Genomic DNA, 24,678 nt, shown 5'->3' with positions numbered 1-24,678 from the left:
GGCGCAGTTGGATGCAAATCTTTGCAACCACATCCAAGCTTGTGTCCGCGCGAAAGCGCATGCTGCGATCGGGAATAGTCCAAGCAAGGGAATGTCATGAGCAAGCAGGTCGCGGATATCATTGTTGAAACCCTGCAGAGCGCGGGTGTCAGGCATTGTTACGGCGTCGTAGGAGACACCCTCAATCTGATCGCTCGCTCGCTCGAACGGAGCACGATCGAGTGGGTGTCGGTCCGACATGAAGAAGCGGGCGCGTTCGCTGCGCAAGCCGAAGCGCAGGTGACCGGTCACTTGACCGCCGTTGCCGGAAGCTGCGGTCCCGGCAGCCTGCACTTCATCAACGGAATCTTCGAGGCGAATCGAAATCGTGCGCCCGTGGTTCTGATCGCAAGCCAGATCATTCGCGACGAACTGGGCTTTGACTTCATCCAGGAGGTCGACTTCAAGCAAGTCTACCAGAGCTGCAGCGTCTTCTGCGACATGATCTATACGGCGGAGCAGGCGCGTCGCAAGACCGTCATTGCCTGCCAAGCAGCTTTGGCGAAACGAGGTGTCGCCGTTCTTATCGTGCCCGCGGACGTTTCCGCGTCAACCGTACACAACGATGTTTCCTATGCAGTGCATGTCTCGGATCCGGTGGTTCGGCCGAGCGACGGCGATCTCGCGGAAATTGCAGAAATTCTTAACAAGGGCGAAAATATCGCCGTGTATGGCGGGTCCGGCTGTCATGGAGCGCATACGGAAATTCTGGCCGTTGCCGAGAAGCTAAAGGCGCCGATCGCTCATACGTCGCGCGCCAAGGATTTCCTTGAGCATGACAATCCCTACAACATCGGGATGACCGGCATGCTTGGGAACGAGGCCGGCTACCATGCCCTGCTGAATTGCGACACACTCTTGATGCTGGGCGCGGATTTTGCCTGGCGCCAGTTCTATCCCGACAAAGCGAAGATCGTGCAGGTTGATATCGACCCCACGCATCTCGGGCGACGCCATCCGGTCACGAAGGGAGTTGTCGGTGGCGTCAAGGAAACACTCGAGGCATTGCTGCCCAAGCTCAACGAACGAAGTGATTCGTCATTCCGCGATGCGTACCTGAGGCGCTACGCAAAATACAAGGAAGCGAACGAGGTCAAGATCGCAGCAGGTCGCGACGGCAGCATTCCCGGCAGCTATTTGACAAAGGTGATCAGTCAGCATGCCGCCAAAGATGCGCTTTTCACGGCTGATGATGGTACCCCGGCCGCCTGGGCCTATCGCCACATCGAAACGAACGGCCAGCGTCGTATCTTTGCGAGCCTTCTTCACGGGACCATGGCGAATGGAATGCCGTCGTCCATTGGCCTCCAGAAATCGCAGCCCGATCGTCAGGTTATCTGCCTGGCGGGAGATGGCGGCATCTCAATGCTTTTCGGCGATCTTATGACTATTGTCCAACAGGCGTTACCTATCAAGATCGCGGTCTTTGACAACGGTAAGCTTGGTTTCGTGGAGATAGAGCAAAAAGCCGAGGGCATGCTCGATACCTTCACGAAATTGAAGAATCCGAACTTTGCAGAGGTGGCACGGGCTTTGGGTCTGTGGGGCCAGACCGTTTCCAAGGCCGAGCAGCTTGAAGACGCCGTCAAGGTGTGGCTCGCGGAGCCGGGGCCGGCGCTGCTGCACGTCCACGTCAATCCCATGCAACTGGTCATGCCACCTTTCACGGCCGTCGAACCGGCAATCGGCATGGCGCTCTATACCACACGCGCGGTCTTGCACGGACGGGGCGGAGACGTCTGGGAAATGGTGAAGGAGAACTTCCTCTGATCGAGGCGTCTCTTGTCTGCCTGGAGTGCGCTTCCAGGGCCGGAAATCGCATCTAGGCGTTCTGAGAGAACGCCTAGCCAAAGACCGTCCGTCTTTCCGTCCATGCATCGTGCATACGGGCACCCAGAAAAGGATGTAGGCCAAAATGACTTCAGCGCCGGATACGCCTGGAGCGGTGACAACCTATGCCGATCGTGCGCCACTCGACCGGGTTCAGTATCTGGAAGCGAAGCTCATCCTGAAGCCGGACGGCTTCACGTCGGTGCAAGGCTTCCGCGATTTCGGCAAGATCGTTCGGCGAACGGCGAAGCAAGTCGGCGTCGGCTTCATCGAGGACAAAAAAGCCGACCTTCGACCGGAAATCAGAGAAATTGTCTTCCTCGATACACCCGACTTTGCGCTCTACACCAACGCGTTCATTCTGCGTCGGCGGGTCTCCTACGTGGACGGCTTTCCCGTAGGCGATCCTGAGATCGTGTTCAAGTTTCGTCATCCCGATGAGCAGAAGGCGGCGGCCCTGGATGTCCGCCCCCGGATCGACGGCAAGTACCGGATCAAGTTCAAGGCGGAGGCGCTGCCTTTGAAGGATGAGATCGGGGGCTATCGGATCCTCTATTCACACAATTGCCAGTTCGCCCTGAGCCAAACACATGCACAAGACAAGATATCCATCGCCACGCTGGACAAGGTCTTCCCACCGTTGACCAGGTTGAAGCGGACTGACAGGGAATGGGTCGGCCTGGTGAATGAAGGAATTGTCGAGGAAGTTCTCCTTCCACTGGGAAGCCTGGATTTCGGGAAGGAGTTGGTAGCCAAATGCGACATCGCCGTGTGGCGCACTCGTGGTGAACAGTTGCCGCTGGTGGGGGAGTTTGCGTTTCAGCTCAAGTTCGATCGAAAGGAAGCTATCGCAGCGAAGCAGAAAAAGCTCGCGGCTCAGCTTTACGTCACGTTGCAGCGCGAGGTCGCGGGATGGCTTGCACTCGGCGTGACAAAGACTGCCATGGTCTATCGGCTCAAGGGAGCTGCGCCACAGAGCCATGAGTGAGATTGACGCGAAGCCGCAGGTAACTGACGACGAGGCAACGTCCGGCAGCGTTTCGCTCGGCCGAGTATTCCTTGAATTTCTGATCATCGGCGCGAGCAGCTTCGGCGGTGTCGTGCCCTATCTGCGCGGCCGTCTTGTAACCAAGTTGCAATGGCTGCGAGACAAGGAATTCGTCGAGCTTCTGTCGATCAGCCAGAGCCTTCCCGGCTTGAACGCTACGAATATGGCAATTCTGGTCGGGCAGAAATTAAGCGGAGCGTTGGGCGCAATCGTTGCTGTTCTCGGGATGTGTCTGCCGGGCGGTGTGCTGATGTTCATCGCCGGTATCGTCTACCGGGCGCACGGTGACCATATCTGGGCGACGGCCGCGTTAAAAGGGGTGGCAGCAGCGTCGGTCGGATTGATTCTCTCCACCGTGGTGCAGTTGAGCAGGAGGTCGTTTGCGCAGCGGATTGACTTCGTCTTCGTCGCGTTGACCGTGATCGCCGTTGATCTCTTGCATCAATCCGTGCTGCGGACGCTGATCGTCGTAGGTCTCATGGCAATTCTCTGGCATCGGCCTCGCAACGAGCGGAAGGCGGAGGCGGCACAATAAGCGAGCTTCCCGCACTTTTTCGCGTGTTCGCGTATCTGTCCCTGCTGACTGTTGGCGGGGGGATGGCGGCATTTCCAGAAATGAAGACCTTGACCGTCGAAGTGCACGAGTGGCTAACCTTCCCGCAGTTGATCCATTTGTACAGCGTGGGGCAGTTGGCGCCCGGTCCCAACATGATGATGATCGTTCCCATAGGGGACTGGGCGGGTGGCCCGCTGGGCTCGATCCTCGTGCTGATCGCGTTTTTCGGACCGTCGGCGCTGCTAACGTTCGCGGTCGGCCGGTGCTGGATAAAACTCGAGAGGTGGCCGTGGCGAACATCCATCCAACAGGGGCTTGCACCAGTCTCGATCGGGCTCCTTTTGGCCGGATGCTTCACCATGGCGAAAGGCGCGATCGTCGGGCTTGAAACCGCAGCGATCGCTGCTGGCGTCCTGCTGATCCTGCTGCAAACCAAATTCAATCCGGCGCTGCTAGTTCTGGGTGCGGCAGTGATCGGGGTGCTTTCGTTCGACCGATGAGACCTTGCGGTTTTCAACGGAAACAAGAGACGGTGGAGGTCAATTTCTGAGATTTGCCAAATCCGGGCTATGCTCACGTGCTAAGCCGTCGTGACCTTCGCGGTCGTTACACCAAATCGCTTCTCGAATTCGGCGACATTGACAAGGCCGCGTCGGTGGGTGCCGTCGCCAATCTTCCGGCCGCCGTCCCATGCCTCGACCTCGAAGAGAATGCTCTTGCCCTCAACCCTGGCGACGCGGGCAATCGCGCGAACGGTGCGGCCGACCGGCGTTGCCGCGAGATGGCGGACGTTGACTGCCATTCCGACGCTGACACATGCCGCCGGCAAGAACGGTGCGATGGCCGATCCCGATGCCATCTCCATGTGGAGGATCATCATCGGCGTGCTGTAGACGGCGGGCATGCCGGGCACGACGTGACCGACCGTCATCTCGGGCGTGACGGTCACGTTCTTCTCGGCGGCCATGCCAACGATCACCTTGTCAAGCGGACTCATGATTTAACCCCGTGTCTTGTTCGGCTGCGCCCGGGCTGGACGCTTCGGCAGCGCGCGCGCGGCTTGCGTTTCGTGAACCACCCGCCGAGCTGGTCGAGGTAAAGATAGACCACGGGTGTCGTGTAAAGCGTCAGGATTTGCGAAAGTATGAGGCCGCCGACGATGGTGTAGCCAAGAGGCTGGCGGAGCTCCGAGCCGGTGCCGGTGCCGACCATCAGGGGCATGCCGCCGAGGAGAGCGGCCATCGTCGTCATCAAAATCGGCCGGAAGCGCAGCATGCAGGCTTGGTAAATCGCCTCTTGCGGGTCGAGGCCATGCTGGCGCTGTTCCTCGAGGGCAAAGTCGACCAGCATGATGCCGTTCTTCTTGACGATGCCAATCAGCAAAATGATTCCGATGATGGCGATGACGCTGAGGTCCATGTGCACGGCCAGCAACAGAAGCAGTGCGCCGATGCCCACGGACCAAATCGAGCAACTGGCGCGCGACCCGACCCTCGATGCATTCATGGCGGTCGGTCCGCTTGACAGCAAAATCACCTCCGACGCCATCGCCGCAACGGCCCGGGCGCGAGGCGAGCCCAAGTTTCTCGCGATCGAGGCATCGGAGGCCATTGCCCTGAAGCACCCGCGCTATGAATCCGAGGAAATTCCACCCAGCGTCTTCAATGCGAATCCGGTCTGGCCGGATGACAAGGTCGAGACGGTCAGCGTCAGCCACCTGATAGTGGCACGAAAGGCTTTGTCTGAAACGACGGTGGCGACATTTTTCCGGCAACTATTTGCCGTCCGCCAGGCGGTTGCTCGGCAAGTGCCTGGCGCTGCGCGCATCACCAAGCCGGACACAGAGAAAGACGCCGAACTGCCGGTACATCGGGGAGCGGCAGCCGTCATCGACGGCACCGAACGCACCTTCCTTGACAGGTACGGCGATTACTTCTGGTTTGCGCTGCTGCTTCTCTCTGGGATCGGTTCGGCCGGCGCCTGGTTGCGTCACTATTTGAATCGGGACGACAGGGAGGAAAGCACCAGCCATCGCAACAGAATCCTGGCCATGGTTTCCACGGTGCGCACCGCGGCATCCAACCAGGAACTGCTGGCGATGCAGCGCGAGGTCGACGTCATCATCGGTGAAGCGCTCGAATGCTACGATGACGGCGCCATCGAGGAAGAGGAACTGGCGGCCTTTGGCCTGGTGCTCGAACTGTTCAATCACGCCACGGTCGAGAGGCGCGCGGCATTGCAAGCGGGCGCCTCGAACCGGCTCGTGGCGGGGCGATAGGCCACAGCCTTATGTCTCGGCGATGGCGCCGCTATGTTAAACGTGCTCGGAAAACGCTGATTTTACCGCCGTTTTCGAGGTCTCTGGACAGGAGCTGAAAGTCCCCTCCTGTCCCTGTCGGGAAACTCAATCTTGCTGGCAACTGATATCGAATCGAGCGATGCTCCTGGCCCTATGCGAGAGGTTTGTAGCCTAATCTGGTTGGCGTTGGTCGGAGCGTTCCGGTCGCGGGCCCCGCTTGAGGCTGAAAACATTATTCTGCGTCATCAGCTTAAATGTGTTGCAGCGGAAATCGTCGAAACGGCCGACGTTCGGGATTTTGGACCGTCTGAGATTCGCCGGCTTGCATCGGTTGGCTCCGAAGGTGCTCGGCGCCTTGGCGATCGTGAAGCCGGAGAATGGCACCGCGCCGGGTTCAGATCGTACTGGCGGTGGAAGCCGCGGCGCAGTGGTGGCCGACCAACTGTAGCGCCTGAGATACGCAAGCTTATCCGCGAGATGAGCATTGCCAATCCGCTGCCGACGTCGCCGCGCTCTCCTTGGGAAAATGGATATACTGAAAGGCTGATCGGTTCGATCCGCAGGGAATGCCTTGACCACGTTGTCGTGTTCAGCGAGCGGCACCTCCGTCACCTACTGCTATCGTACATGAAATATTACAATGCGGCCCGCACGCATCTATCCCTGGAGAAGGATGCACCGGTCTCGCGCGCCGTCGATCGCGCCGGGTACATTCTTTGTCGTCCAATCCTGGGCGGGCTACGTCACCGATATGCCCGGATCTAATTTACGATAGGCACAGCGTTAGAATCTGCCAGAATGCCGCAGGTTTCTTCAAGACGCCGAGGCGGCGACTTGGTTAAGAACCGACCATCATCAGGTGACAGCGCGGTCCGCGTGACGCGTAGTTCAGCCAGTTCAACCCCGCCCCTGCATTCATGATTGTTGCTGCGATTGCATGGGCGATCACTGGGCTGGCGAACTATAGGCAGGCACCCGCTCCGCCATGGTTTGCAACGGCACCCGCCCGTTCGGTTAGCACTCGGTCTCGTGAAACTGGTGCCGCGTAGGCAGCATCCCGCAACGCCAGGATCGTCCTGGCGGCATGGTCAGTTTGTTGGTTTAGAGGGTGCCGTGATCGAGCAGCGGGTTCAAAGGCGATTGGCGGCGATCTTGGCCGCTGACGTGGTCGGTTACTCTGCGCTCTTGCAACGCGCTGAGGAAGCCACCTACGCCGAGTTCGAGCGGCTCAAGCGAGAATTGATTGGCCCTAGCCTCTCCCGCCACGAAGGGCGACTTATCAAGACTACGGGTGACGGCGCGATCGCCGAGTTCGCGAGTCCATTAGCCGCCATGAGATGCGCGGTTGAGATACAGGATCATCTCACTTCGGGAGCTAGCACCCTAAGGCTACGCGTCGGGATCAATCTTGGTGACGTTATCGTTGGGCACGACGGTGATCTCTACGGCGACGGGATCACGATTGCTGTCCGGCTGGAGGGGATCGCCGATCCGGGCGGCATCTTGATTTCTGAGAAGGTGTACAGCGAAGTCGAAGGCAAGTTGGATGTTGGCTTCGAGGATCGCGGAGAGCAGCAGCTCAAGAACATCTCCAAGCCGGTCCGCGCATACGCAGTATGCGCAGGAGCGCCTGACGAGCCAATCAAAGCGTTCGGTGCGGCCCTTTCACTCCCAGACAAGCCTTCCATTGCCGTACTACCGCTCCAGAACCTGAGCAGCGATCCGGAGCAGGAATTCTTCGCCGACGGCATGGTGGAAGAAATCACCACTGCACTGTCCCGTTTCAAGGCATTGTTCGTCATCGCCCGCAACTCGAGCTTCACATATAAGGGGCGCGCGGTCGAGGTGAAGCAGGTCGGACGTGAGCTTGGGGTGCGCTACGTGCTGGAAGGGAGCGTTCGCAAGGCGGCAAACCGGGTCCGTATTACGGGACAACTCATCGATGCCACCACTGGTGCGCACCTTTGGGCCGACCGGTTTGACGGCGGGCTCGGAGACATCTTCGATTTGCAGGATCAAGTGACCGAGAGGGTGGTTGGGGCGATCGCCCCGGCTGTTGAGACAGCCGAAATAGAACGTGCCAAGTACAAGCCGACGGAGAGCCTCGATGCCTATGCCGTTTACTTAAGGGGGCTGGCTAAGTTTTCTCAGTACGGCAATCGGCTTGCCACAGCCGAAGCGCTGCGCCTGTTCAACTGCGCGATCGAACTCGATCCGGAGTTTGCGCTGGCTTACAGTCATGCTAGTCACTGCTATGCTCAGGCCAAAACCAACGGCTGGTCTTCAGGCACAGCGGACGAGCTTGCTGAAGCGTCGAGGTTAGCTCAGCGGGCGCTTGAACTCGGCAAAGATGACGCATGGGTGCTCTGCGGTAGCGGATGGGCGTTGGCGTTGGTTGTTCGTGACCTCGGCGTTGGCACAACCCTGATCGATCGCGCGCTTATGCTCAATTCCAATTTGGCCGAGGCGTGGCGTTGCAGTGGCTGGATGAGAATCTGGCTTGGAGATCCGAAACTGGCAATAGAGCATTTTGTACGTGCCATGCGCCTAAGTCCCCTTGGTCGGTGGCTGGTGGACATTCAAAGCGGGATCGCGCATGCACGTTTTTTCCTGGACCGCTATGACGAAGCGGCAGCGTGGGCTGCAATGGCATTGCAGAACAATCCGGACTTTCAGGCTGGAATGCGTATCAGCGCCGCAAGCAATGCAATGATCGGACAGACCGTAGAAGCACATAAGACGGCGGTCCGGCTACAGCGGCTAAATCCCACGCTGCGTGTTTCGAATCTCAAACACGTGCTTGGCCCTTATCTACGTGCTGGAGACCTGACAAGATACGAGGAGGGATTGCGAAAAGCCGGGCTGCCCGAATGACATGCCAGCCGGTATGGCCCACGAGGCAATAAGTAAACGTAGGACTTCCGCTGTTGGCCGATACTGTTGAAAAAGTCGAAAATAGTACCAGCGCAAATCTTGCTGAAATCAGTTTGGGGCGAACTCTGGCAAGAAAGCCTGCGCGGCAAAGCTAGGAAGATCGCAGAGCGATCCAGTATAGATTGACGTGGTCCCCCGTATCTAGCGGCGTCGACCGCATCGGAAGCCCTTAGAAAATAGGCATTCGCGCCACATAGGACTTTTTCAACAGAATCGGCCCCATTGAGACATGCCGACCAGCCACCGCGATGTCCGTTGTTCGAGGTAGACCGGAAGTAGCTGGCGGGGCGACAAGCAGACGCGATTGACCCCTTCCGGACCTTCCCCGAGCCGGATCGCCGACTCGTGCCGACCCCGGTGAGCTCGCTTCTATCCAGTCGATCCGATTTCGCAAACAGCATCGCCTCATGGTGCGAAACGGACTTGAGTTTCCCCGCTTCGTGCAACCGCCTCGGACGCAGCTTGCTGATCGATGGACTCGGATCGACTGGAAGTGCAAGCCACGGTAGGGGCCGTTTGCCTGTTAGACCGGCATGCTCGGAGTTAACAAACCGAAGCAGGCCGATCCAATCCAATTGTGCCGAGTTTCAATAGACACCCTACCGAAGGGTTAGATGATGCTCAGTCTCTTCGCTAGAAAAGCCGCAGCAAAAGTTTAGTCAGTCGTTCAAATATCATATGGAGACGCGCAAATGAGTAAGCTTGTTTCGGTAGGACTGATCGCCGCGGCCACGTTCGCTAATCCGGCCATGGCGGCGTGGTACGACAAAAACGGCGCAGCCGTCCATCCCTCCCGCGTCGTTCACTGCATCCGGGCTCCAGACGTCGGCCAGTTTGCCAGCGCTCCGTACACTAATCCTCCCTGCGAACCGGCAACCCGGGGCTCAGGCACCAGGGCGGCGTGGCACGACAGAGACGGCGCAGTCATCCCTGCCTCCCGCGTCGTTCACTGCATCCGGGCTCCAGACGTTGGCCAGTTTGCCAGCGCCCCGTACAATAATCCTCCCTGCGAACCGGCAACCTGGCGCTAAGCGCGGGGCGGTTGCAACGGAACATGCTCAAACTCCCCGCCGCAGGTCGGCGGGGTTTCTTTGGACGTCATTCGACCATACGCGTTCGAAACGGATCAGCCGGAGAGATCGCAAGTATCTGCGCTTGCCGACATCGTTGCGCAAAGGGCCCAGTGAGCAACAATGCCACTTTCTTGAATATCATCGGGAGAAGATTTTCGAGGCCTAGATAATGCGCTCGCTTCTTCATGCGAATAGCTCGATTGCCCATCTCGGCGGACGGTGGTTGGCTCTAGACATGAACAAGGTTGCGCGTGCGCTCGCATGCGTCATCGATAACGTTGTTTATGGCGCTGCGGATGGCTCGACCTGTTAGATTGAAATCTTCCTCCTCCATCTACTTCCGACAACGAATTCCGGCCGACGTGATGGAGCGCGTCCGAGGTTCCGGCAAGCGACATTTTCGTTCTAGCTCGCTTATTCGTCTGGGCGTTCGCGCGAAAGGCGATAGCTGCGGCACGTCCATCTTCATCCTTGCCCTCCCTCAAGATGATTAAGACAGGATCATCAATCTGTTCGATGCTTCGCCAGTCGGGCGGCGCCAGTGGGAGGTGCTGGGCGAGGGGGTCTGTCGGTCCGACAAGTGACGGCATTCTCGCTTTGGCCGAGATCCTGTAACCACATTGGCTTGGGCTGCGGAATCATCGGGAGCTGAGTGGTTTACTCTGGTTCGGTGTAAAAAGTGACTGGCTCCAACCTCGATTATTTGCGTACCGGCCAGGTTCGACCTGATGCCTCGTGAAAGAGGATAATTTCGTGATAAGGATGGATAAGGACAACGAGACGCCCGATGCCCATACTATCGAAGCCGAAGCACGAAATTGTCGCCAATGCACTTGCCTCCGGTAAGAGCCAAGCCGAGGCGTACCGGGCGGCCGGCTACGTCTACAAGCCCGCGAATGCGAGTAGGCTTTGCAGACGACCGTCGATTGAAGCCCGAGTGCGAGAAATCGTAGAGGAGCGCGCCCATAGTGAGGCGAAGGCAAGAGAAATCGGCGTACAGCGTGCCGCACTTACGGAAGAGTGGATCATTCTCCGACTAAAGCATGTAATTGATTTATCTATCCGCGGGCTTCCGGTATACGACCGGGACGGCGACGCGACCGGGATCTTCAAGCCCAATCTGGATGCTGCCATAAGCGGGTTGAAGCTGGCCGCGAAGATCGCGGGACTTCTTGTGCACAGACATGAGATTGACCAGTCCGGAGCATTCGCGCGAATGACGGATGCAGAGTTAAATCGAGCGCTGTTCGAGCAGTTTAAAGCGCTCGGTCTGTCGGACCGTGCGATGGTGGAGATTCGGGCATCTGTTTTTGCTGAACGATCACCAGCATCATGGAGTGCGGCGATTCAGGTTGGAGCGTGACGCATGTCCGTCGCCTACCATTGAAAGCAGAAGTGCTGAGCGACGGACTTGCGACATTATGGCAGCCTCATAGAGCATCCTCCGGTGGTGCCCGCCAGTGGAGCCGGCCGCGTTGGAAATGAGCGACTGGCGAGGCTGCCATAGGCCCTAGAACCGGATCAGAACGAAGTGACCAGCTAAGCCTGTTATGTTAGTAAGCAGACGGGCTAGTGTGCTCCAGCATCACGAATTGGGCGTTGCTTGGTGCTCTACGCGCGTCGACCGTCGATAGAATTGCGACTTGTGGGCCGGCAGCCGTTGCGCCACCGCGAGTACGCGCCAAGGTAGCCATCCGCGTCTAGGCGGCCCAGGCCTCCGACAATGCCTCAGCCTGTTTCAGTACCGTCTCAGTCGCCTCTTCCTGCTTGTCCGGCGGATACTTGTAGCGCCGCAGTAGCGTCTTCACCATCACCCGAATCTTGGCGCGCACCGTTTCTCGCTTGGCCCAGTCGACCGTTACCGACTTGCGTAGGCTGAGCGTCAGCTCTACCGCGATCTTCTTGAGCGTGGCGTCACCAAGCTCCCGCAAGGCCGCCTCGTTGGAGGCCAGCGCATCGTAGAAGGCCAGTTCGTCGGCGTTCAGGCCCAAGTCCTCGCCCCGTCGGGCCGCCTCCTGGAACTTCCTGGCCATCGCGATCAGCTCTTCGATGACCTGCGCCGTCTCGACCGCGCGGTTGCGGTAGCGCGTCAGGCTCTGCTGCAGCAATTCGGAAAACTTCGCGGACTGCACCACGTTGGTCTTGAAGCGCGACCTGATCTCGCCCTTGAGCAGCCGCTCCAGCAGTTCGACAGCGAGATTGCGCTCCTTCATGTGGAGGGTGCGCTTGGTGCGCACCGCCTAGGGTACCACGAGACGGTTGCTTGTCCCTGCTGCTCGACCTCTAGTTCGCGGGGCCGACCACGGCGGGCTGATATGGGGCAGGCTGTTTACGACGTGCGGAGTCGCGGCTGCCTGAGGCCTTGGTTTTCGCGTGGGCCTTCGATGGACTAACCAGCGGCGGGAGCCCCAAGAGGTGGCATAGGAGCAAAAGGATCCTGTGCAAATCGCTTATAACTCAGTTGCGGTGTTGGACTCTCGTCGATTCAATGAGTTGATTCGGTCGCGAAGAGGTCAAGACCAATGTCAAGCCAATCCCGCGAAATCGTAAAGATTGGAGTTGCTGTTACGGCACACAAACGGCTTCTCCTCGTGAAAAAAAGGGGAGGCTCGAGTTATATCCTGCCGGGTGGAAAGCCCGAGGCCGGAGAGAACGACCACCAAGCCTTGGCCCGCGAGGTGGCAGAAGAATTGGGGTGCGCGCTGGATATCGGCAGTCTCGATTATCTCGGATCATTCTCCGACGTCGCGGCAGATCTGATCGATACGGTCGTCGTAGTTAGATTGTATGCGGCTCGTCTCTCGGGTGCGCCCAGACCCTGCTCCGAAATCGAGGAAGTACAGTGGTTTGATCCGGCGGACGCGGTTGGTGTCGCTCTTGCGCCAAGCTTGCAGAATTCAATCTTGCCCTTCTTGGCTGCGCACGGTCACCTTTGAGGGTTGAGGAGGCTCGGAAGCGCCTTCTGAAGCCGTGCCTGTAGATCCGCAATTGACGCCTCATTCACGAGACGCAAGTCCGCCGACGCTATTGTTATATCCGTTCGCAGGGTACAACGCTCAACTTCATCACGCTCAAGGAGTTGTTCTCGCGAAAGAGGCTTGCCAATTCTACTTGCAACCCGAGCGGCCCGAATGTCGAAACCAGCCTCGATAGATACAAGCTTGGCGCTCTGATCGCAGTGCGCGTGATAATGCGCAAACTCTTCAGCATTGTACACGGCATCGATCAGCGCTGCGCGACCAGCGCTTAGCTCTCGGATTGCTTGAGGGGCGGCTAACGCGGCAAGAGCCGCCATGCCGTGATCTTTACGGTATCCCTCCATTGAGGGCCGCCTTGTTTGACGGACGCGAGCGCTGCAGGTCCTAGGGGTAATCCTAGGAGAAGCGCTATGACGATTTCGCGGGCAGAGGTGATCACATCGGTCGAGCGGCGGCGTCGGTGGTCACAGGATGAGAAGGAACGGCTAGTTGCAGCATCGTTCGAGCCCGGAGCCACTGTTTCCGAGGTGGCTCGCATGGCCGGCCTTCATGTGAGCCAGCTGTTCAGGTGGCGCAAAGAGCTTTGCAAGCACGGTGAAACGAGTGTAGCGCCGTTGGTGCCGGTCGAGATTGTGCCGTCTGTGCCGCCGCGGGATGTGGCCGAAGCGCCATTGACGACGGCGCCGGCGCGTCGACGGAGGAGCCAGGGCATCATCGAGATTGATCTCGGTAGCGGACACCGCATCCGGGTCGACGGTGACGTTGATGGAGACGCGCTGCGGCGAGTTCTCGATGCCCTGGTGCGCCGATGATCCCGGTTCCGACAGGCGCGCGAGTGTGGCTCGCGACAGGCTACACGGATATGCGCAGAGGCTTTCCGTCGTTGGCACTCCAAGTGCAGGAGGTGTTGCGCAAAGACCCGCTCAGCGGTCATCTGTTCGTCTTCCGCGGTCGCCGCAGCGATCTTGTGAAGATGATCTGGCACGATGGCCAGGGAGCATGCTTGTTTACCAAAAGACTCGAGAGAGGAAGGTTCATCTGGCCATCGGTTGCCGGTGAATCGGTAACGATCTCTCCGGCGCAATTGAGCTATCTGTTGTCCGGGATCGATTGGCGCAACCCTCAAGAAACCCAGCGCCCGACGCGGGTCGGATAGCCGTTTTACGGTTTGAATCTGCTGCTTGATCTGATTCAATGGCTTCATGATATCGAAGCCGGACGATCTTCCATCGGACCTTGCGAGTGCCCTGGCGGCGCTGCAGGCCGAGCGTGAGGCGCGGCTGCGAGCCGAGGCGGTGGCTGCCAGTGCGCGGGCGGAGCTGTCGGACAACGAGGCGCTGATCGCGCATCTCGAACTGCGGATCGAGAAGCTCAAACGCGAACTGTACGGGCAGCGCTCCGAGCGCGCGGCACGGCTGCTCGAGCAGCTGGAGTTGGAGCTCGAAGAACTCGTCACCACGGCGAGCGAGGATGAGCTTGCCGCGCAGGCCGCAGCGGCGAAGACGCAGAACGTCCGCCCCTTCATGCGCAAGCGGCCGGTGCGCAAGCCATGGCCGGATGACATCGAACGCGAGCGCGTCGTCATTGAGGCTCCAACGACCTGCGCCTGCTGCGGTGGATCGCGGCTGGCGAAGATCGGTGAGGATGTGACCAAGACGCTGGAGGAGATCCCGCGCCACTTCAAGCTGATCGAGACGGTACGCGAGAAGTTCACCTGCCGCGATTGCGAGAAGATCAGCCAGCCGCCCGCGCCGTTCCATGCCACGCCGCGCGGCTTCATCGGCCCACAATTGCTGGCGACGATCCTGTTCGACAAGTTCGGCATGCATATCCCGCTCAACCGCCAGAGTGCGCGCTTTAAGGCCGAGAGGATCGATTTGCCGCTGTCGACGCTGGCCGACCAGGTCGGCCACGTGACCTTCGCCGTCATGCCGCTCTTCCACTTGATCGAACGCCATGTGCTCGCGGCCGAGCGCCTTCATGGCGACGATACCACCATCCGTATCCTGGCGAAGGGCAAGTGCACGACCGGGCGGATCTGGACTTATGTGCGGGATGACCGGCCCTTTGCCGGGCCTGCGCCGCCGGCGGCGGTCTATTACGCCTCGAGCGACCGACGAGGCGAGCATCCGCAGAAGCATCTGGCCGCCTTCGCCGGCATCTTGCAAGCCGATTGCTACAACGGCTTCGAGCCGCTGTTCGACCCGCAGAAGAAGGTGCTGCCGATTACGCCGGCGTTTTGCTTCGCCCATGCGCGGCGGGGCTTCTTCGAGCTGGCTGACATCGAGAAGAATGCCCGCGAAGGCAAGAGAGGTAAACCGGTCTCTCCGATCGCGCTGGAGGCGGTCAGGCACCTGGATGTGTTGTTCGAGATCGAGCGCGCCATTAACGGCTGCGGCGCCGAAGAGCGGCGCGCCGTGCGCCAGGAAAAGAGCAAGCCGCTCCTCGGGGACATGCACGCCTGGTTGCTGCGTGAGCGCGAAACCCTCTCTCGCTCCTCCGAGGTCCTGAAGCCTATGAATTACATGCTCAGGCGCTGGGACGACTTCGCCCGCTTCCTCGACGATGGCAGGATCTGCTTGACCAACAATTGTGCTGAGCGCGCATTGAGAGGCATCGCCTTGGGAAGGCGCAACTGGACCTTCGCCGGCAGCCAGCGTGGTGCCGACCGTGCCGCCATCATGCTGACGATGATCACGACCTGTCGTCTCAACGACGTCGATCCGAAAGCCTGGCTCGCCGACGTCCTCGCCCGTATCGCCGATCTTCCCGCATCGCGTCTGCACGAATTGCTGCCCTGGGAATGGAAGCTCCTGCGCCAAGCCGACAAGCCCGCCGATCAGCAGGCCGCCTGACCTTCACGCAACGCCATCATAGAGCTCGCCGTACCCGCGCGCATGCGTCCATCACGCGGTCCTCGTCGTATGCGTACTCTTTACGCAGCTCAAGTCTTACCGTTCGTTCGCTTTCAGGGCCGGGCGGAAGTTGACGCCTCAGTATTTCATCGCCCACAAGTTGGCCGACATAGAGAACGGCGGATGGGCAAAGCTTCGCAATCAGTTCGATCGCAGTCGTCTTGCCTGCGCCCGAATAGCCAGTCACAGCGATCAGGCGTGTCATGATGGCTAAGCTATTCTTCTGACGGAGCGATGCTTAAAATGCAAAAATCTGCGTGCAGTGCATCTTTCGATAGCGCGCAAGGCAGTTCGGCCGACGTAATGTACGTAACCACCACTTTCATCGAGCTGCCCGTATATTTGTCGGACCTCGGATCGAACTCGCGAAGCAAGATCCGATCTCCGACCTGAAAATGGCGGTCGTTAGACCTTCGTAGATCATGTCGCTTGCGACCCGCCTTTATCTCGGAGAAAAACTGTGGCCAGCATTTCAGTACGTGAATAGCGCTAGGCGAAGTCCTCGACGTTGCGGCAATGTGGTCCGATTGATGTAGAGACATGATTAGTTTTCCTGAAGACTTCTTGTCGGCAAAAACTCCGAAACGTCGAAGTTGAGCTGGAACGGCACGCCTGTGGATGGAGGCGTCAGGCTAGCCAATTCCAATGTCTTGCTTGCTACTAACGGCAGTCCCGCCGCGGGTCTTCGCCGCTTGGTTATCTCCGACAGTGGAAAGTTACGAACGTGACCTAGTTGTTCGAATGTCGGGGAGGCAAGGCTTTCCAAAAAACGCTGCGCTATTGATACCAAGACGGCCAACCGGTTGTCATCAATGTAATAGTGCGGAGCATCACTATCAACGTAGATGACGCCAACTACTGGTGAGGGCCAAGTGTAGCGCTCGCCCGGTTCGAGGAGCGGTATCGCGAGTACAAAGCCGACATTGCGGCTCATCTCGCTTGAGGCATTGTTAAGCCGTAGTCTTCGCATAGTCTCCCGGAGAGAAACATTTTTTATCTTCTTGCGTGAGCGAACGATCTTGCGACATCGATAGGCCACCCCGATCGTTGCGGTGTCTACGGGGAACGTTCTTCCTGCCCCTTGGTTGCTGCCGATCAGGACGCCCTGATAGTCGCAAGCCTGCTGTAGCAACTCTTGGCCGTGGATCGTGATAGCTCGGTGTAGAGTTACTCGCAATCGATGGCCAGCGGGGTGGTCATTGACGAGGAGGCCGGCGATTCCAGAGCATAGTGAAGACGCGAGCAAATTCGTTGGGCTCGGTAGGTATTCTTTCCGCCATGTCTTTTTCTGATCGTTGGATAGAAGTCGCACCTGCCTTGACGAGCCGGCAAAGCCAAAATAGCCCCCAAACCACTTTGGATAATTGGTCAGCGTCAACGGACGTCGAGACTTCGCGCGCCGTGCGAACTCTTGGCCTAGTTCGCCTGCGAGGACCCTGTAAAACTGCTTTTCGACAAACGTGCCATGTCTAGTGACAATGCAATCCTCCGAAATAGAATACTGATCTATAATCAGTTGCATTTTTTGGTTGGTCGGAAAGAAGCCGCCACACTTAAAAAGCAGGTATACAAGCAAACGATTCTGGAATGAGCCGCGACTAAACAACGCCGAAAAATTTGTATGCTTGATGCGGAATATGACCTCCGTATCTCTGCGAAGTCTCGCTCGCAGATCGTCACACGCCTGCTTAAACTCGAGTCCAGTTTGATCTTCACCAGCATATAGCGCTTCGAATTCGTTGAAGAGAGCCGGCGGACGTCTCCGTCTCTGACGAGATGCGAGTCGTTCCATGGCAGTCATCAGCGCGGTTCTCGCGGCGAACAATTGATCTAAAATGCGATCCTGCCGGAAGTAGGACACACGAAGTCTCAGCAGATCGATCATTCCGCCGTCGCCACCGCCAGACACCATATAGGTCTTGCGCGGCTCCTTTAGGCTAGGTTGACCAAGTTCTTCATTGCGCCAATAGGACGTAGTGCCGCCTCGCTCAAGGCCGAACCCGACAGCCAGGACGATGTGATCAAAATCTTCAGATGCGCCTATCGCGCTCGTCTGAGCGTCATCGAGGATCCCGCCATCCCTTGGATCTCTCCGTTCGCCAACCCACTCAAGGCGAAGCTTTTGGCGCCTCGCGATTGCCTGGATCTGAAGGTGCCGAGTATTGCAAAACAGCTTAATCTCATTGACCGGTCTGGCCGCGAAGATTTTCCACTCGGACAGCAATTGAACCGTGACGTCGGAAGCTCGAGCTGCCGTCCAGTTCATGATCGGCAGCATCGCAGCAGTCATTTCGCTGCCGGCCTCAGGCCAATTGTAGATATTGGGATGCAGCCACCGCGCATCGCTGCCGTGTTGAAGGGGCAGAAGAACGTCGCGCTCTTCGAACATCGAAATCTTGACGTTTGCGTTCTTGGCGATCAGCCCGGCGGCGAAAGTTAATCCGGCAAATCCTCCGCCGACGATGGCGATGTTGCGCGTCTGCGGAGGCTTGCGTCCCGGGATCGTGCAGGACACAAGGCCGTCCTCAATCATTGCGCATGCCAGATTAAGTGCCCGTGTCTGCTGACTCAGAACTGTAACGCCCGCATCGAAATTGCCGATGGAGTAGATGCTCCGGCGACCAAGTCTACAGCCCGCCAAAATTTGCTTGTGGGTCAGCACGTCTCGTCTCCCCGGCGAGTGACGCTTACCCAGTGCTTACCCGCTGCAATTTCGCAAAAATCAGTTTTTAGACAGGTCATTGATTTTATTGGCGCACCCGACACGATTCGAACGTGTGACCTTTGCCTTCGGAGGGCAACGCTCTATCCAGCTGAGCTACGGGTGCGTGCAGGCCACCATTTAGCTGATTGCCCCAAGGTCGGCAACGGCGTTGTCCGGCCGGTTAAGGGCTGTAAACTGCCTCTGCCAATATGACAGGCTGCGTAAAAGGCCGTCTTTCGAGGGAGTTTGCCCATGCGTCCGCTGGAATTCGGCTGGTATCTGCCCACGCATGGCGACACCACGGCCTATGGGCTGATGGAGGCGCAGGTCGCGGGGTCGCCGGAACTCTGCGAGCGGGTGGTCAAGGCCGCCGAGGACGCCGGGTTTGAGTATCTCCTGATCCCGGTCGGCTCGGTGTGCTGGGAGGCCTGGATCTCCGGCGCCTTCATGGCGGCGCGCTCGGAGCGGATCAAGCCGCTGATTGCAGCAAGGCCCGGCTACATCAACCCGGTGCTGATGGCCAAGATGATCTCGACCTTCGACCAGATGTCGGGCGGGCGGATCTGCATCAATCTGATCGCCGGCCAGAACGAGAGCGAGGTCGAGGCCGAAGGCGTACGCTACGCCAAGGAAGAACGCTACGCGCTGATGGAGGAGGAGGTCTCGATCCTCAAGGCGCTGTGGACGACCCGTGGCCCGGTGCATTTCCAGGGCAAGTTTCACACGATCTCCGGCGCGCATATCAGGCCGCGTCCGCTGCAGCAGCCGTTTCCAAAATTCTATCTCGGCGGCGGCTCGCGGCAGGCCTGGGAGGTGTCGGCGAAGCATTCCGACGTCCATCTGTTCTGGGGCGATCTGCCGGAGCGCATCGCGGAGAACATCGCCGAGATCCGGCGGATGGCGCGGGCGCATGACCGCGAGGACGCGATCGGCTTCGGCATGCGGCTGCAGGTGATCTGCCGCGAGGACGAGACGGACGCCTGGGAGGCGGCCGACCGGCTGGTGCGCCACGCCACCGAGCGGCAGAAGCAGGAGATGAAGACGCTGTACATCCGCTCCGAGGCCAACCAGCGCGTGCAGCAGCTCGCGCGCGACTATGGCGATCTGTTGATGCCGCATCTGTGGACCGGCATCACCAGGGTGCGGCCGGGCGCCGGCATCGCGGTGGTCGGCAATCCCGCGCAATGCGCTGCGACGTTGCAGCGGTTCATCGACGCCGGCTGCCATTCCTTCTGCCTGTCCGGCTATCTGCATGACGAGGAGGCCGAGCGGTTCGGCCGCCTGATCCGCCCGATCCTCGCCGCCAACAATCGCGGGCGGCTCGCGGCCTGAGGCGCAGTCCCGAAGCTTTCCGAAAATTCATGGGTGAATCGGCGCCTGACGCGCCATGATCAAGCTTCATCTCATCGCCGCTAGCGGCACCACGGAGTTGAACCATGCATCATCGGGCCTGGCTTGCGGCATTGGCGCTGCTTGTCATGACGGCGGCTCACGCGCCGATCGCGTCGGCGACGCCGGCGCAGACCGAGCGCGACCAGAAGCCGGTCAAGGAGATCGCGAGCGGACGCGTTGCCGTCGGCAGCGCGACCTTTCCGCTCTACCTGTCGGCCGACTGGTCCAATCCGCTGCCGGACGTCACCCGCGCGGTCCTCGTGCTGCACGGCGTGCTGCGCAATGCCGACGATTATTTCCGCGCGGCGCTGAGCGCGCAGGCCGCGGCCGGCGATGCCGGCAAGGCGACGCTGATGATCGCGCCGCAATTCCTGATCGAGCCTGACGTCGAGGCGTTCAAGCTGCCGGCGGAGACGCTGCGCTGGAGCCTCTATGGCTGGCAGGGCGGCGAGCCCGCGATCGCGCCTGGTCCTGCGAGTTCGTTCGAGGCGCTCGACGCCATCTTGGCCAGGCTCGGCGACCGCAGACTGTTTCCGAACCTGAAGGACGTCGTCGTGTTCGGCCATTCCGGCGGCGGCCAGGTGGTGCAGCGCTATGCGATCGCGGTGAAGGGCGATCAGGTGCTGCTGCGCGAAGGCGTCGGCGTGCGCTACGTGGTCGCCAATCCCTCCTCCTATGCCTATTTCACCAAGGAGCGGCCGCTTCCCGCGATCGCGGCGAACTGCCATGGTTACAACAAGTGGAAGTTCGGCATGGACGACCGTCCGCCCTATCTCGCCGGGCCTTCACCGACGGCGCTGGAGCAGGCCTATGTCGCGCGCCGCGTGATCTATCTCCTGGGAACGCTCGACACCAATCCCGATCATCCCGCGCTCGACAAGTCCTGCATGGCGGAAGCCGAGGGGCCGTATCGCTACGCGCGCGGGCATTCCTATTTCGCCGCGATGCAGGCGCGCGACGGCGGCACGCCGAACCACAGGCTTTGGGACGTGCCCGGCGTCGGCCATGAGGGCGGCAAGATGCTCAACTCGCCCTGCGGCCTCACCGCGGTGTTCGATATCCCCGGCTGCGAGGCGGCGCACTGAAGCCGCGCACACACCGGAATGTGTGCGGGGGCCCGGTGGCGAGCGCAATCGATATCGCTTACGCTCATACCGCAATGTGAGTGGAGCATCACAACCGACGACGCAATGGAGGACATCATGAGGTTACGTTTGCTCGTGGTTCTGGCGGCCGGTACATTCCTTGGCTTGACGGCGGCCAATGCCGCGGAGGGCTGTGGCGACGGTTGCCACAGGACCTCAAGAGGCGCTTGCGTGGTTGACGGCTGGGGCACCAGCGCGCGGGTCAGGAACGAATGCCCGGTCACCTCGCGTCCAACTCCGCCGTGCGGTGGCCGCGGATTTATCTGGCGGCGCGACTACCAGGCGTGCAGCCAGACGACGCGGGATTGGCTGTAGAGCTTCGGTTCTGAGCGGCTACGGCCGCGTCACGCCGGCACGATCACCTTGCCGATCGGCCACAGCGCGATGCCGGCAAGCTTGAGATGCGCCCAGGCGAACGGGATGCCGATGATGGTCACCGCGAGCAGGATCGCGGTGATGACGTGGCCGATCGCGAGCCACCAGCCGGCCAGGATGAACCAGATCAGATTGCCGATCACGCCGAGCGGTCCGGTTCCGATATCGGACGTGCCGGTGACTTCGTCGCGGCGGACCGCGCGCGAGCCGAACGGCAGCAGCGTGTAGACCGCGATGTTGAAGGCGGCGCGCGCCCAGGGCAGCCCGATGATGGTGATGGCCATGATCACGGCGGCGACCAGCCAGCCGAACGCCATCCATGCGCCACCGATCAGAATCCAGAGGATGTTCAGGAGGATAGACACAGGCTGCATGACTGACACCTTGGCGCCGCTTCGAATGTCTCCAATATAGGCTGATGTCCGGTGTGGCGGTAGGTGTCGCCCACGCGCGCAAGCGGCGGCGGGGCGCAAATCGCGAGCAGACCCGTGAGCTGCGCTGCGGCTGAGGCGCTGAAGATAACCCTCATTTCGTTGCATCTCCCTTGATCGCAATTAAGCTTCCGCGGCCGGCAACGCGGCGAAAGGGAGAGCAACAGTGAGAAAAAAACTTCACACGAGAAAAATACCTCACACCGGAAAACTACTTGGGGCAGGACTTCTGGCGGTGCTGGCATTGAGCACGCAGGCCGCGCCAGCTGAGGAGGCCACCCGCTTCCCGCCGCTCAAGGCCGAGGAGCTGTCGCCGGCGCAAAAGGCCTGGGTCGACGTGATCAGCGCGCCGCCGCGCAACGCCAAATTCACTGCGCCGCCCTACCGCGCCTATCTCCGCAATCCCGATCTGGCGCCAAAACTATCGAACCTGTCGGAGTATCTGCGCTGGAATACCTCGCTGCCGGCGCGGCTCAGCGAAATGGCGATCCTGATCACGGCGCGGCACTGGACCGCGCAATATGAATGGTCTGCGCATTATCCGCTGGCGATGAAGGGTGGGCTCGATCCCAAGATCGCGGATGCGATCGCCAGGGGCAAGCGGCCCGAAGCCATGAAGGACGACGAGGCCGCGCTCTACGATCTCGGCATCGCGCTCTATCGCGACAAGAAGGTCAATGATGCCGTCTACAAGGCCGCGCTGGAGAAGTTCGGCGAACGCGGCATTTTGGATATCATCGGCATCATGGGCTACTACGACATGGTCTCGATGACGCTGATCGCGATGCAGGCCGGCTCCGCCAATGACAGCGTTCCGCCGCTGCCGGTGCTGGAGAAGTAGGGCTGTTGCCGTCGTCATGGCCGGGCTTGACCCGGCCATCCACGTCTTTCTTCAGGTGGAACCAAAGACGTGGATGCCCGGGACAAGCCCGGACATGACGGGCTTGCTGGGCAAGCCCCTCGCTCCCCGAACGCACAGCATGACCGTCATATGCGATAGCCTTGCTCGTAAACGTGAGACGAGCAGCCCTACCGCCGAAAACCGCTGGCGCGCGAATAGCTCTGGCGGTTCTCCTGCGACGGGCGCGCTGACATGCTGGCGCGAGTCTCGCTGGCGACGGGCGTCGCCGGCTTGAGATCCTCGAGGAAGATCGGCTTGGCGAAGTAATAGCCCTGGGCATAGCGGATCTTGGTCGCCGCCTGCAGATAGGTGAGCTCCTCGTAGGACTCGATGCCCTCGGCGATCACGGTCATGCCGAGCGCATCGCTAAGCGATTCGATCGCGCGCAGGATGCCCTGGCTGCGCGGCCGCTGATGGATGTCGGTGATGAAGGAGCGGTCGATCTTGATCTCGTCGGCGGTGATATCCGCCAGCGCCGACAGCGACGAATAGCCGATGCCGAAATCGTCGATCGAGATGCCGACGCCGATGCCGCGCAGGATCGGCAGGATCTGGTCCTGGAAATGCGACCGGGTCACGAACGCGTCCTCGGTCACCTCGATCATGAAGCGTTTCGGGAAGCCCGTCTCCTCGATCGCGCGCGCGAAGCGGCGCATGAACTCGATGTTGGAAGCCTGCTTGGCGGCGACGTTGATGCTGATCGTCGCGGTGGGGCCGAACGTGTCGTTGATCAGGTCGATCGACTTGACGATCTCCGCCAGCACCAGGAATGTCAGCTCGTCGATCAGTCCGAGCTCGACGGCGAGATTGATGAAGGTGCCCGGCGCCTGGATCACGCCCTCGTCGTCGCGCAGCCGCACCAGCGCCTCGATGCCCTTGACCTCCAGGCTGCGGATATCGACCTTGGGCTGGAATGCGCAGCAGAAGCGCTTTTCCAGGATCGCCAGCCGCAGCGACTGCTCGATCTTCATCCGCGCCAGCGCCTCGCGCTCCATGCTGTTGTCGAAGAACGCGGTCGCGCCCTTGCCGTTGTTCTTGACGCGGTACATCGCGATGTCGGCATTCTGGCGCAGCGCCTCGTAGCTCCTGCCATGCATCGGGTAGAGGCTGACGCCGATCGAGGTCGAGGCGAAGATCTCGGATTCCTCGATGAAGAACGGCGCCTTCAGCCGCTCCTGCATGACATCGATGAATTCGGCAACCTCGTCATTGCCGCTGATCGGGTTCAGCAGCAGCAGGAATTCGTCGCCGGAGATGCGCGACAGGATATCGGTGGCGCGCAGCGCGTGGCCGAGCCGCTTGGACAGTTCGACCAGCAGCGCATCGCCGATCGCGTGGCCGTAGTAATCGTTGATGTGCTTGAAGTTGTCGACATCGAGAAAGGCGAGCGCGAAATCGCTCTGGGAGGAGTCGCGGATCAGGCCGTTGACGCGATGCTCGATCACCCGGCGGGTCGGCAGGCCGGTGAGTTCATCGTAATAGGCCGAGCGGAACAGCTGGTCCTCGAAGGCTTTCTGCTCGCTGATGTCGGTCGAGGTCGAGATCAGGAGATTGCGTCCGCCGATCTGGACCGGCCGGTGCGAGGTGAGGAACACGTATTTGGTGGCGCCGCAGGAGAGGACTTCCTCGAGTACCACCGGGCGGCCGCTGCGCAGCAGGTCCAGATTGGCGGCGTGGCGTTCATCAACCGGCGTCGCCTGGCTCGCGCTGGCGGCGAGCTGCAACTGGGTTGCGGCGGCTTCGTTCACCAGGATGAACTGGCCCTGCTCGTCCTGCACGGTCACGCCCGCCGGCAGCAGCTGGAGGAGATCGCGCAGGATGCGCGATTCATTGTTGGAAATGTCGTCCTGGCCGGTCGCTGCCGCGCCCGCCTGAAAATCGATCCTGGTGAAACTGTGCATGTGCCGACCTTGGCAAAGTCCGTTGTAGTTTTGGTTAAGCGGACTTGCGAAATGCCGTGACAGAATGAGACCGCGGCGGCTTTCGCAAGCCGTCGCGGCAATCGTCATTAATAGAGTATCAATGGCGGCTTCGCCCGCCGGCGAAAGCGATTGCGGA

At 60.0% G+C, this 24,678-nt stretch carries 23 protein-coding genes, 1 tRNA gene and 2 pseudogenes; 17 read left to right on the top strand and 9 right to left on the bottom strand.

Translation table 11 applies throughout. From position 1 onward, the window contains the following. The first annotated feature begins 96 nt into the window (after positions 1-96). From G6P99_RS46960 to G6P99_RS46945, 4 genes are all read left to right on the top strand, one after another. Positions 97-1,809, top strand: a complete 1,713-nt coding sequence (locus G6P99_RS46960) for a thiamine pyrophosphate-dependent enzyme (protein WP_165126904.1) — start codon at positions 97-99, stop codon at positions 1,807-1,809. A 145-nt stretch (positions 1,810-1,954) separates the two neighbouring features. Further along, on the top strand, positions 1,955-2,857 hold the full coding sequence (locus tag G6P99_RS46955) for a hypothetical protein (RefSeq protein WP_165126902.1): 903 nt from the start codon (positions 1,955-1,957) through the stop codon (positions 2,855-2,857). Beyond that, on the top strand, positions 2,850-3,452 hold the full coding sequence (locus G6P99_RS46950) for a chromate transporter (RefSeq protein ID WP_165126900.1): 603 nt from the start codon (positions 2,850-2,852) through the stop codon (positions 3,450-3,452). Before G6P99_RS46955 ends, G6P99_RS46950 begins: the two co-directional genes overlap by 8 nt. A 23-nt stretch (positions 3,453-3,475) precedes the next feature. Continuing rightward, complete coding sequence (locus G6P99_RS46945; RefSeq protein ID WP_165126898.1) at positions 3,476-3,973, top strand: chromate transporter; 498 nt, start codon at positions 3,476-3,478, stop codon at positions 3,971-3,973. An 80-nt stretch (positions 3,974-4,053) separates the two neighbouring features. Here G6P99_RS46945 and G6P99_RS46940 read toward each other — a convergent pair whose 3' ends face one another. After that, positions 4,054-4,470, bottom strand: a complete 417-nt coding sequence (locus G6P99_RS46940; protein ID WP_165126896.1) for a thioesterase family protein — start codon at positions 4,468-4,470, stop codon at positions 4,054-4,056. Beyond that, positions 4,457-4,934, bottom strand: a pseudogene (locus tag G6P99_RS46935) (efflux RND transporter permease subunit); the annotation flags it as partial. The pseudogene G6P99_RS46935 and the gene G6P99_RS46940, both read right to left, overlap by 14 nt. Here G6P99_RS46935 and G6P99_RS46930 point away from each other — a divergent pair. The 5 genes and pseudogenes from G6P99_RS46930 to G6P99_RS46910 all read left to right on the top strand — a co-directional run. Beyond that, positions 4,924-5,751, top strand: a pseudogene (locus G6P99_RS46930) (TRAP transporter substrate-binding protein); the annotation flags it as partial. The pseudogenes G6P99_RS46935 and G6P99_RS46930 sit on opposite strands and share 11 nt — an antisense overlap. 238 nt (positions 5,752-5,989) lie before the next feature. Continuing rightward, positions 5,990-6,220 carry a hypothetical protein gene (locus G6P99_RS46925; protein ID WP_246709890.1) on the top strand — a complete coding sequence of 77 codons (231 nt, stop codon included), beginning with the start codon at positions 5,990-5,992 and terminating at the stop codon, positions 6,218-6,220. A 29-nt stretch (positions 6,221-6,249) separates the two neighbouring features. Further along, entirely contained in the window at positions 6,250-6,537 is a 288-nt protein-coding gene (locus G6P99_RS46920; protein WP_246709824.1) for a transposase, read from the top strand. 348 nt (positions 6,538-6,885) lie between these two features. Further along, positions 6,886-8,646: an adenylate/guanylate cyclase domain-containing protein gene (locus G6P99_RS46915; RefSeq protein ID WP_246709436.1), complete on the top strand. Its 1,761-nt coding sequence runs from the start codon at positions 6,886-6,888 to the stop codon at positions 8,644-8,646. A 1,920-nt stretch (positions 8,647-10,566) separates the two neighbouring features. Continuing rightward, positions 10,567-11,142 carry a hypothetical protein gene (locus G6P99_RS46910; protein ID WP_165126892.1) on the top strand — a complete coding sequence of 192 codons (576 nt, stop codon included), beginning with the start codon at positions 10,567-10,569 and terminating at the stop codon, positions 11,140-11,142. 337 nt (positions 11,143-11,479) lie between these two features. On the opposite strand, the gene G6P99_RS46905 is transcribed toward G6P99_RS46910, so the two are convergent. Further along, positions 11,480-12,016 (bottom strand): DUF3387 domain-containing protein, encoded by a 537-nt coding sequence (locus G6P99_RS46905; RefSeq protein ID WP_205751465.1) that lies wholly within the window; start codon positions 12,014-12,016, stop codon positions 11,480-11,482. A 285-nt stretch (positions 12,017-12,301) separates the two neighbouring features. Between G6P99_RS46905 and G6P99_RS46900 the strand changes: the two genes are divergently transcribed. The 4 genes from G6P99_RS46900 to tnpC all read left to right on the top strand — a co-directional run bounded on the left by G6P99_RS46900 (position 12,302) and on the right by tnpC (position 15,612). Then, positions 12,302-12,715, top strand: coding sequence for an NUDIX hydrolase (locus G6P99_RS46900; protein ID WP_165126890.1), 414 nt, complete (start codon positions 12,302-12,304; stop codon positions 12,713-12,715). A 452-nt stretch (positions 12,716-13,167) separates the two neighbouring features. After that, on the top strand, positions 13,168-13,569 hold the full coding sequence (gene tnpA / locus G6P99_RS46895; protein WP_165124207.1) for an IS66-like element accessory protein TnpA: 402 nt from the start codon (positions 13,168-13,170) through the stop codon (positions 13,567-13,569). Then, on the top strand, positions 13,566-13,913 hold the full coding sequence (gene tnpB, locus G6P99_RS46890; RefSeq protein WP_165124204.1) for an IS66 family insertion sequence element accessory protein TnpB: 348 nt from the start codon (positions 13,566-13,568) through the stop codon (positions 13,911-13,913). Before tnpA ends, tnpB begins: the two co-directional genes overlap by 4 nt. Positions 13,914-13,959: 46 nt before the next feature. Then, the gene (gene tnpC / locus G6P99_RS46885) at positions 13,960-15,612 is read left to right on the top strand and encodes an IS66 family transposase (protein ID WP_165124201.1); all 1,653 of its coding nucleotides are present in this window, start codon (positions 13,960-13,962) and stop codon (positions 15,610-15,612) included. 16 nt (positions 15,613-15,628) lie between these two features. On the opposite strand, the gene G6P99_RS46880 is transcribed toward tnpC, so the two are convergent. The 4 genes from G6P99_RS46880 to G6P99_RS46870 all read right to left on the bottom strand — a co-directional run bounded on the left by G6P99_RS46880 (position 15,629) and on the right by G6P99_RS46870 (position 18,500). Beyond that, positions 15,629-15,877 (bottom strand): hypothetical protein, encoded by a 249-nt coding sequence (locus tag G6P99_RS46880; RefSeq protein ID WP_165126888.1) that lies wholly within the window; start codon positions 15,875-15,877, stop codon positions 15,629-15,631. A gap of 10 nt (positions 15,878-15,887) precedes the next feature. Continuing rightward, positions 15,888-16,214: a DUF3850 domain-containing protein gene (locus G6P99_RS47920; RefSeq protein WP_165126886.1), complete on the bottom strand. Its 327-nt coding sequence runs from the start codon at positions 16,212-16,214 to the stop codon at positions 15,888-15,890. Between the two features lie 2 nt (positions 16,215-16,216). Next, positions 16,217-18,334 carry an NAD(P)-binding protein gene (locus G6P99_RS46875; RefSeq protein ID WP_165126884.1) on the bottom strand — a complete coding sequence of 706 codons (2,118 nt, stop codon included), beginning with the start codon at positions 18,332-18,334 and terminating at the stop codon, positions 16,217-16,219. An 89-nt stretch (positions 18,335-18,423) separates the two neighbouring features. Then, positions 18,424-18,500: transfer RNA gene (locus G6P99_RS46870), tRNA-Arg, on the bottom strand. Positions 18,501-18,628: 128 nt separating this feature from the next. Here G6P99_RS46870 and G6P99_RS46865 point away from each other — a divergent pair. The 3 genes from G6P99_RS46865 (at position 18,629) to G6P99_RS47915 (ending at position 21,228) form a co-directional block, all read left to right on the top strand. After that, on the top strand, positions 18,629-19,708 hold the full coding sequence (locus G6P99_RS46865) for an LLM class flavin-dependent oxidoreductase (RefSeq protein WP_165126882.1): 1,080 nt from the start codon (positions 18,629-18,631) through the stop codon (positions 19,706-19,708). 104 nt (positions 19,709-19,812) lie between these two features. Continuing rightward, on the top strand, positions 19,813-20,853 hold the full coding sequence (locus G6P99_RS46860; RefSeq protein ID WP_165126880.1) for an alpha/beta hydrolase: 1,041 nt from the start codon (positions 19,813-19,815) through the stop codon (positions 20,851-20,853). Positions 20,854-20,970: 117 nt separating this feature from the next. Beyond that, positions 20,971-21,228, top strand: coding sequence for a GCG_CRPN prefix-to-repeats domain-containing protein (locus tag G6P99_RS47915; RefSeq protein WP_371261146.1), 258 nt, complete (start codon positions 20,971-20,973; stop codon positions 21,226-21,228). A gap of 29 nt (positions 21,229-21,257) precedes the next feature. On the opposite strand, the gene G6P99_RS46855 is transcribed toward G6P99_RS47915, so the two are convergent. Next, on the bottom strand, positions 21,258-21,662 hold the full coding sequence (locus tag G6P99_RS46855) for a YccF domain-containing protein (protein WP_029079468.1): 405 nt from the start codon (positions 21,660-21,662) through the stop codon (positions 21,258-21,260). Positions 21,663-21,885: 223 nt separating this feature from the next. Here G6P99_RS46855 and G6P99_RS46850 point away from each other — a divergent pair, with 223 nt between their 5' ends. Then, positions 21,886-22,560, top strand: a complete 675-nt coding sequence (locus tag G6P99_RS46850; protein ID WP_245284577.1) for a carboxymuconolactone decarboxylase family protein — start codon at positions 21,886-21,888, stop codon at positions 22,558-22,560. Positions 22,561-22,748: 188 nt separating this feature from the next. On the opposite strand, the gene G6P99_RS46845 is transcribed toward G6P99_RS46850, so the two are convergent. After that, positions 22,749-24,521 carry a putative bifunctional diguanylate cyclase/phosphodiesterase gene (locus G6P99_RS46845; protein ID WP_029079470.1) on the bottom strand — a complete coding sequence of 591 codons (1,773 nt, stop codon included), beginning with the start codon at positions 24,519-24,521 and terminating at the stop codon, positions 22,749-22,751. Positions 24,522-24,678: the final 157 nt, after the last annotated feature.

Origin of the sequence: Bradyrhizobium sp. 6(2017) (genome assembly GCF_011058295.2) — a bacterium.
GTDB lineage: Bacteria > Pseudomonadota > Alphaproteobacteria > Rhizobiales > Xanthobacteraceae > Bradyrhizobium > Bradyrhizobium septentrionale.
The sequence above is the reverse complement of the archived record's forward strand: the minus strand, read 5'-3'. Positions and strand labels throughout refer to the sequence as shown.

Coding starts and splice junctions, on each gene's coding strand:
- G6P99_RS46960 (WP_165126904.1), top strand. CDS start 97: ATGAGCAAGCAGGTCGCGGATATCATTGTTGAAACCCTGCAGAGCGCG.
- G6P99_RS46955 (WP_165126902.1), top strand. CDS start 1,955: ATGACTTCAGCGCCGGATACGCCTGGAGCGGTGACAACCTATGCCGAT.
- G6P99_RS46950 (WP_165126900.1), top strand. CDS start 2,850: ATGAGTGAGATTGACGCGAAGCCGCAGGTAACTGACGACGAGGCAACG.
- G6P99_RS46940 (WP_165126896.1), bottom strand. CDS start 4,470: ATGAGTCCGCTTGACAAGGTGATCGTTGGCATGGCCGCCGAGAAGAAC.
- G6P99_RS46920 (WP_246709824.1), top strand. CDS start 6,250: ATGAGCATTGCCAATCCGCTGCCGACGTCGCCGCGCTCTCCTTGGGAA.
- G6P99_RS46910 (WP_165126892.1), top strand. CDS start 10,567: ATGCCCATACTATCGAAGCCGAAGCACGAAATTGTCGCCAATGCACTT.
- G6P99_RS46900 (WP_165126890.1), top strand. CDS start 12,302: ATGTCAAGCCAATCCCGCGAAATCGTAAAGATTGGAGTTGCTGTTACG.
- tnpA (WP_165124207.1), top strand. CDS start 13,168: ATGACGATTTCGCGGGCAGAGGTGATCACATCGGTCGAGCGGCGGCGT.
- tnpB (WP_165124204.1), top strand. CDS start 13,566: ATGATCCCGGTTCCGACAGGCGCGCGAGTGTGGCTCGCGACAGGCTAC.
- tnpC (WP_165124201.1), top strand. CDS start 13,960: ATGATATCGAAGCCGGACGATCTTCCATCGGACCTTGCGAGTGCCCTG.
- G6P99_RS46880 (WP_165126888.1), bottom strand. CDS start 15,877: ATGACACGCCTGATCGCTGTGACTGGCTATTCGGGCGCAGGCAAGACG.
- G6P99_RS47920 (WP_165126886.1), bottom strand. CDS start 16,214: ATGTCTCTACATCAATCGGACCACATTGCCGCAACGTCGAGGACTTCG.
- G6P99_RS46865 (WP_165126882.1), top strand. CDS start 18,629: ATGCGTCCGCTGGAATTCGGCTGGTATCTGCCCACGCATGGCGACACC.
- G6P99_RS46860 (WP_165126880.1), top strand. CDS start 19,813: ATGCATCATCGGGCCTGGCTTGCGGCATTGGCGCTGCTTGTCATGACG.
- G6P99_RS47915 (WP_371261146.1), top strand. CDS start 20,971: ATGAGGTTACGTTTGCTCGTGGTTCTGGCGGCCGGTACATTCCTTGGC.
- G6P99_RS46855 (WP_029079468.1), bottom strand. CDS start 21,662: ATGCAGCCTGTGTCTATCCTCCTGAACATCCTCTGGATTCTGATCGGT.
- G6P99_RS46845 (WP_029079470.1), bottom strand. CDS start 24,521: ATGCACAGTTTCACCAGGATCGATTTTCAGGCGGGCGCGGCAGCGACC.